The 7,058-nt window shown below is 57.8% G+C and carries 8 protein-coding genes; 1 reads left to right on the top strand and 7 read right to left on the bottom strand.

Going from position 1 to position 7,058, the window contains the following annotated elements; translation table 11 throughout:
- Window positions 1–1,380 precede the first annotated feature (1,380 nt).
- Both ACE3OH_RS17160 and ACE3OH_RS17165 read right to left on the bottom strand, forming a co-directional pair.
- Window positions 1,381–1,560, bottom strand: a complete 180-nt coding sequence (locus ACE3OH_RS17160; RefSeq protein ID WP_374355833.1) for a hypothetical protein — start codon at window positions 1,558–1,560, stop codon at window positions 1,381–1,383.
- Between the two features lie 162 nt (window positions 1,561–1,722).
- Window positions 1,723–1,923 carry a hypothetical protein gene (locus ACE3OH_RS17165; RefSeq protein WP_374355836.1) on the bottom strand — a complete coding sequence of 67 codons (201 nt, stop codon included), beginning with the start codon at window positions 1,921–1,923 and terminating at the stop codon, window positions 1,723–1,725.
- 293 nt (window positions 1,924–2,216) lie between these two features.
- Here ACE3OH_RS17165 and ACE3OH_RS17170 point away from each other — a divergent pair, with 293 nt between their 5' ends.
- On the top strand, window positions 2,217–2,861 hold the full coding sequence (locus tag ACE3OH_RS17170; RefSeq protein WP_374355839.1) for a hypothetical protein: 645 nt from the start codon (window positions 2,217–2,219) through the stop codon (window positions 2,859–2,861).
- Between the two features lie 9 nt (window positions 2,862–2,870).
- On the opposite strand, the gene ACE3OH_RS17175 is transcribed toward ACE3OH_RS17170, so the two are convergent.
- The 5 genes from ACE3OH_RS17175 to ACE3OH_RS17195 form a co-directional block, all read right to left on the bottom strand.
- On the bottom strand, window positions 2,871–3,413 hold the full coding sequence (locus ACE3OH_RS17175; protein ID WP_374355842.1) for a hypothetical protein: 543 nt from the start codon (window positions 3,411–3,413) through the stop codon (window positions 2,871–2,873).
- Between the two features lie 235 nt (window positions 3,414–3,648).
- The gene (locus ACE3OH_RS17180) at window positions 3,649–4,794 is read right to left on the bottom strand and encodes a hypothetical protein (protein WP_374355845.1); all 1,146 of its coding nucleotides are present in this window, start codon (window positions 4,792–4,794) and stop codon (window positions 3,649–3,651) included.
- A 178-nt stretch (window positions 4,795–4,972) separates the two neighbouring features.
- A complete protein-coding gene (locus ACE3OH_RS17185; protein WP_374355848.1) occupies window positions 4,973–5,233 on the bottom strand; it encodes a helix-turn-helix transcriptional regulator in 261 nt (86 codons plus the stop codon).
- Between the two features lie 688 nt (window positions 5,234–5,921).
- Window positions 5,922–6,644, bottom strand: a complete 723-nt coding sequence (locus tag ACE3OH_RS17190; protein WP_374355851.1) for a hypothetical protein — start codon at window positions 6,642–6,644, stop codon at window positions 5,922–5,924.
- Window positions 6,637–7,058 (bottom strand): hypothetical protein (locus ACE3OH_RS17195; RefSeq protein WP_374355854.1); only part of this gene is annotated, 422 nt, incomplete at its 5' end. The genes ACE3OH_RS17195 and ACE3OH_RS17190, both read right to left, overlap by 8 nt.

A 7,058-nucleotide genomic window follows, 5' to 3' on the forward strand; every position in this document is an offset into this window, starting at 1 on the left:
CTCGGCCATACGGAATTGAAGACGACGATGCGCTACGCGCATCTTTCACCTGATCACATGAACGAAGTACGGACGCTAATTCCGCTTAGTCGGTTGACACTTCGGAAAAGAACAAGGGGTTAGCCTAAGCTAACCCCTTGTTTTTATGGTCCCGCAGTCTACCGAACTGGTCTTAGAAGTCCGCCTTGGCACTACGTTTCATCGAAATGGAATTTTCAGATACCAACAGAAGGCAGGCGCTACGCCTGCTCCAGCCCCAAAGCTGCCCACCCTATAAAACAAACCGCGCTGTCTGCAGGGCAGAAGCGCGGATTGAGTTGGCTGTGAAGGGTCGCCGTCCACCCAACATCGACAATCAGCTAGTCAACCCGCCTGAACCGCTCGCCAGTAGCCGTAGTGTCACGGCGCTGAATCCGGTGCTAGAGCCTCTTGCGGACAATGCCAACCAGCTGAGTATAGCGAGTTAGCAAGTGTGATCAAACGAAGTCAGCTTCTTCGGGCTACCGGACCGCCGATATACCCAGCTAACCCGTCCCAGCCTTGGGATGCGCTCACACGCACCGGAGGTACCCCGCCGCGAGTGATCCTGAATCCATTGCTGGAAACCTGCTCTCTAACGCCCAAAGCGACGGCGGGGATAAGTGAATGTAGCGCGCTGCAGCTTATGATCACAAGCAGCACAAGCTGGCCTTGGAGCCAACTTCGCCATGCGCCATGAATTCGACCTGAAAGCGATAACCCGACATGAACAGCCTCTGGTGTTCAGTTGGGATGTTGAGACTGGCGAGCTCAGGGCCGGGGGGCTGACAAGGTTGCGCATATGGTGCGCCTCGCCATGGCAAGCAACTATATCGCCGGCATGCCTGGCAGTGGCGGCATCGAGCCACGAGCGGCGCCTACTCAGGTAGCAAGCAGCGGAACTCCATATCCGCGCTTGCCTGGGTTGGCCAGTTTCTGCTTCGCCGGTGTTGAAAATGCCACGTTCTGCCTGTAGCTTCTCGCCTGAAGCCTCGCGCGGCGGGAATGCCCTTGGCAATTGGAGCCCGGTTGCGCCCGCTAGCGCGGGGCTTCGCTCAGACAAACACCACTTTCCGGTAGCGTCTCTTTTGCTACTGCCCTAGCGGGTGTTACTCAGTCTCTCAACAGCTCTTTGCTAGTTCACTGCCAGGCATCACGCCATTGCACGTGCCGTCCGGAAAGGGTGATTGCGCCTTGCTGTTTGAACAGAGCGGCGAGGTCGCGAGCACTGATGACAGGCTTGAAGTTGCAGGAACTTCGCTGAAGTCCAGCTTTGGCGACAGGGTATATGGGGCCGGGTTTTCCATGATTCGACTCTCGTACAGCCCTTGCAGGCGCGGCAACGGCACGTGGTGGCACCATCTATTTCTTGGGATTTGCGGCGGGCTTAGCCGTTGAATCCATCGGCGTGATCAAGGGCGGCGTTCTGAATTCCTGCTGCATCCGGCGAAGTGCATCTCTCGTTTCCGATTCAGCTAGCAGTTTTTTCACCAAGGGATGATCCATCAAGCCCGGGATTTTTGTTGATTCTGGCTGTTCCATCACTACCCCTATCTGGTGTGCCATACATCTGACTACAGTCATTGCGAAATGCCCAAGCCAGCCCGCGCTACCCACAACACCTAAACGGCAGCCATCTCAATATCAACTAGACTGCCATCGTTGTCGACTCACCGGATAGCAGGCGTCACTGTGGAGTACACCCTATATCTCGCCGCATTTCTGGCACTGTGCGCCTTGCTGCATCGTATTGGCCAGCGTGCGCTTCGCGCCTATCGCCGTCGGCGTGCCGCTGCCCTTGCGCTGGAGCGCGCTTTCTATCGCCGCAATGCTCGCGACGCCGCGATGCGCGACGAACCGGCCACGCTGTGCAGGCGATTGCGCAAAGCGGGGTGAAAACGACATGCCAGCCTTGCGGCTGGATGTATCTTCGCCCTGCTGCCTCCCCCCACGCGTTAGCTCAAGCGCCATCCCAATCCCGCGCACTTCGCTACCCAACACGGCTAGCTCCAATCTGATTCAGCGCCAGACATCAGGCCGGCCTTTTCGCCAGCGGGCGAGCATCGTGTGTATTCGCCTGCTAGCCTCAATTTCTCGTTGATTCTGGCAAAGCTCATCTTGTGAGCTTGACGGCGCATAGGGTGTGAGTGCGCGCCGACTTCGCGTGCATTGATCAACACCTTGTGGAGGCAACCACCATGACGCAAACCTTGGAGATCAGCAGTGCCGACGACACCCTGCGCTTTAAGCTGCAGGCAGCAAAGGTCATTGTGCAGCACGATGTAAAGCTATCGATCAATATCGCCGCCCTGACCAGCACGCAGAATTACCAGGAAAAGGCGCTGGAAGAACGCATCCGCATGGGACTCGACCGGTTTATCGAAGCCGACTGGGTATTTGGCGCCATGCGCCGGGTTGGCGACGCGGTGGGGTATGAGCGGGTAGAGATGCGTGCCTCGGCACGTATTCCGGTGAAAGAAGCCTACGACCTGGACGCCCGCGCGCGCCGAGCCGGGATCGAGGGGCTATCGCTCACCGAACCGGTGCTGGACTATGCCCTGCCCGCTTCTGCCGTGAACGCGGCAGTTGAAGAACTGCGTGCCTTTTTGCTCGACGATGCCAGCAAGCACGCACAGCGTTTTAGTGCCCAGACAGGGCGGACATGGCGCATCGGTGATATGGCATTCGGCATCAACGCCGCCGACGATCTGCGCACCGGCAAAGGCGCCTACCGTGGCGACTCCGACCGGTTCCTGGAAAACGTAGGCACCTATAACGCCGGGGTGGCAACATCCGAACGCATTTGCCTTTACGCCGATGTCACCTTGCGCTCACCGGCTTGATACGCAAGATCAGAAACCCGGTCGCAGCATATTGGCAATGGTTTGCGCCGACATGCCAATACGCTGCAGCGCCGGCCCGAAGCGGTGCGCGAGAAAGCGTATCTGCTCACGCGCCTGTGGGCTATCGGGCTGCTTGGGCGACACTGCGGTGCTGATGGTTGCGATGCGACGATTTGCCAGGTTTTCAGCCACTCGCAGGCTGAATCCGCATCGCTGCAGCGATTCGAACAACAAGCGGGTCGCAAGCGCGCGTGCCTCGGCTTCGCGCTGCAAGGCAAGGACCACATCAAGGGGCGGCGCCACATCGCGCAGCGCCGCTATCGCCGCTTGCCATTGCGCCTCTGCAATACCTGGATAGGCGCTGCGAAAGAACGAGGGCAGATACGCATCGCCCACCCCTTGCGCCCGCAGCCGAAAAATCACGGCGCGGATACGGATGTCGGCCTGCCGCCTACGCTCGGCCGCCGGCATGGCTTCGTCCAGCACAAAGGCTGGCAGCCCGTCGTTAATGCCCCGCAGCGCTATCGGGTGGGAAAAGAGGTATTCGGCCATGGTTGCCCCAAGGTAATGCAGGCGGACGTGACGGTGGCTAGGTTGATCCACCCTGCCCATCGCGCAGCTTCGCTGTGGCAAACGCCACCTCCCGGCGGCCTCATTTTTACCACGCTGGCGGAAAGCGATGCTCAGTCACCCTACAGTCCTGTGTTAGTCCGCTACCAGCCAGCACACTGTTAACCAAGTAATGTCTGAAAAGAGCGATCGCCTAACTGTATTTCTGCCCCACACATCAGGCCGGCTTGCGTCGCCGGAGGAAAGCTGCGAGCTTTTTCCGGCTTGCCTCCAGGTCGGCCGGGCGTTGCTCGGGGCGGTATAGCCACCAGCCGGGATAGCGCTCGCAAACCATATCCCTGCGCTCGCCCAGATCTGCGGGCGAAACCAGGATCACGCATAGCGACAAGGGGCGCCACAGGGCTGGCGCGATCGGCGCCTCTGTCTCCCACAAGGCTTGGTTTACATTCCACCATGGCGGCAACACGGTCAGCTCGGAAATGCACATGCCTTCCCACGAGACATGAATGTCGCCCCCCCAGTCAGCAGCAACAATCGGCACACCACGGTCACATGCGAACAAGCTCAAGGCTTCTGCCGGAGGCAAGCCGGTACGGTCGGCAGCTGACAACTGCATGCGGCACAGCATATTCCAGTAGTCGATACCGCCGCCGGAAGTGGACACACTTTCAAGGCCCCAGTCTTCCACCAGCTGGGCAATACGCGCAGCTAGCGCCAGCGGGATTCCCTGCTGATACGGCACCTGCCCCAAATCAGCAGATCGCGGCAATGAAGGGCGGTAGTCGCGCCAATGGCGGCTCTGCTTGATCAGCGCCAACTGCCGCTGAATCAGCGGGTCGTCAGATTCCTGTATCTGCCTCTGGACTTCACGAACCCTATCCAACGCGGCAACAAGATAGTCTGCCCAAACGGGCTTGCTATCGCTCTTCGGGTGGGTGGCAATTGCCCGAAGCCACAGCGCATCCAGCTCTGCGGTGTCGTCGCCTTGATCGAAAAACAAGCCATCAAAATCGACGTAGCGCAGTACGTTCACATCTGCAGGAATGCGCCACCGCCCTTCTTGCACACGTTCCGCGATGCGCTTCGTAATGTCCTTGACGACCTTTGGCGCCGACTGACCCCACGAGACATACGCATAAGCCAACAGATCGCCGGGACGGCAGATGGACATGAACTCGTATATGCGCCGCGCCCGCCCACAATCCATTGCCAGCACCACCAATGCATCGAGGTTTAGCTGCACGGAAAACGCATGGCGTTGCTTGTCATGACAGTCCCAGTAATCGCCGAGCTGAAAGCTATGCCTCGCTTGCAGCTGCTGCGCTGCGGAGTCGTCGAGGAAGAGATGCGGTTCAATGTACATGATGGAATCTCAAATCTTGCTGGCCCAGCCTCTCTTCGGGTCGGGCCTTCAGGCAATCCGATACGGCTTTCGCCAGGTTTAATGCCGTATCAATTCTCCGCAGCCTTAGCAAACGTGTAGCCGCCCATCGATCAGTGCCAACGTTCCGACACGTTCGGCGAATAGCCATACTTCCAGCTCATGCGCCATAGCGGTCATCCTCTTGTTGATCGTCCGAAGCAGCAGATGGCAATCCACTCAACTGAACCTCACCGCCCAGGGCATCAATGACGCGCAGCACGTTTTCCAGTCGTAAGGTGGGCTTGCCTGCTTCAAGGTCGACAATGAAGCGCACACCGACCCCAGCCGCCAGCGCCAACTGGGGCTGTGTCAGTCCGAGTTGCTTGCGAGCAGCACGCAGTGCATCGCCTAGTTGTTGCGGTGATCGTATGGACGTCATGGCTTGTTCAGTTTCCCGTTCGGGAAATTATCAGTCACAACCGGCCTGAGTACAAAGAATATTTCCCGATCGGGAATGTTTGGTGTGGTTAGGGCATGATACGGTTCGTCATTTCCCGATCGGGAAATGGCGGTGCTATCAATTCCACGATTGCCCCCATTTACACCCAATGTGGCGCGGCTTTCAGACCTGCACTATTGCGTCCTCTATGCGGCGAATGGATACCCCATTGATATGTAATGGATGCGGTCTCGGACTATGCGGACTTCGGGCCAATTTCAGGGAGCAAGGTCGGAGCGAGAAATGGCCTGGAAAAAGTGGAATGCGGCCCCGGAACGGGCAATTCGGGCGGCTGGCGAAGTCCGCAGGCATTCGCAGGAACCTGCACCAGTGCGCGGGAACTGGCGCGATCAGGCAAGAAAAAACCCCAACCGGAAACGGTTGGGGTTTCACTATTGGTGGGCCCGCAGGGACTTGAACCCTGGACCAAAGGATTATGAGTCCGTCTAACGCCAAACGCTTTATGCCGCTATGTGCCTCGTTCCTAGGTTTTACGGGGCTTCGGGTCTCGGTCAATGCCGCATTAAACCGCTATATCGCGCATTGGCGTTGACACTTTGTTGACAGCCAAAGCTGCCAGCGGAGTACCTAACTCCCCAAGCCGACAAGCAATAATGAAAGCCCTGCTCTATCCAAGCTCCTGCCGAATACGGGGCAAGCGTTTTTCCTGGAAATTGCTATTCTCAATCGCGTCTTGCGGAATAGCAGGCAGGTATGTCACGTCGAAGTGCTTTGCTACCCAAGCAGCTTCGCTGGCCTTGCAAATCTTCACCGTTTGTTCGACTAGATACATCGCAAGTTCTTGGTCAAAGCTGGCTATGTCGTACAAATAGGCGGCCGCCATAAGTATGGCCAGTCTTAATTGAGCAACGCCTTGATCGTCCTGCTTTTCCTCGCGCCAGCGAATGTTGGCAATACGGCTTGAGAGCACATCGAGGGGGTGCATGACCCTCATTGCGACGCCGGCCACCTCCACATCGAGCGCCCTTTCCCTAATAGCCTGGAGCTCGGCACGATTGGTTTGAAGAAGGCGATGGAGCACATCGATGATGGCATAGTCGTCACCACTCAGACGAACCTTGACAGTACCAATAAGCGCAGTAAGCGCGTGGGTATGATCTACCAGCTCTACCGTACCCTGAGTTGCATTCGCAATTGCTATTGCGCTTTCCCGGTCGCCCAGTACATCGACATCCTTGGAAATCGCGCCGGTGAAAGCCAGTGAATCTAGCGAGACCCGATAATGAGCAGCCCAGAATGCGAGCGCCTGGCCACCAACAAGAATTTCGCCATGCTTGAGTACGCCAAATGCCTTAGCAAGCAGTTCCTGCGTGACAGGAACCTCAGCCAAAACTGACCTTCTTGTGATGAATGACTGCCTTCGCAGCATCCTCGACCGAAAACAGGTATTGGCTTTCCTGTGATTGCAGACCCAATCCCACTTTCATTCGAGAAGCGGCTTGGGCTCGACTCTTCTCCGTAGTCAGCCCGGTACGCATCACACCTTCAGTTGATGTTGTGGCGCGCTTCGCCGCCTGGAGGCGGACGGTGAGATTGGCCTTAGACATATTTGGATTATGAGTTCCGCTAACGTGACTCGTCAACGCAGTACGGTGCGTTCGCGAATGGTCCCGTCCGCAACCGTTAGCGGGACGCGGGCGGCCTGCGGCCGGTGCGGCATACACATCGCGAAATATTGATGCGGCGATAAGCCGGATCAACGCCAGCTCAAATATTGAGGGCAGAGCACCACGCGGGACGCCCC

Source organism: Chitinimonas sp. (assembly GCF_041904975.1).
Classification (GTDB): domain Bacteria; phylum Pseudomonadota; class Gammaproteobacteria; order Burkholderiales; family Chitinimonadaceae; genus Chitinimonas.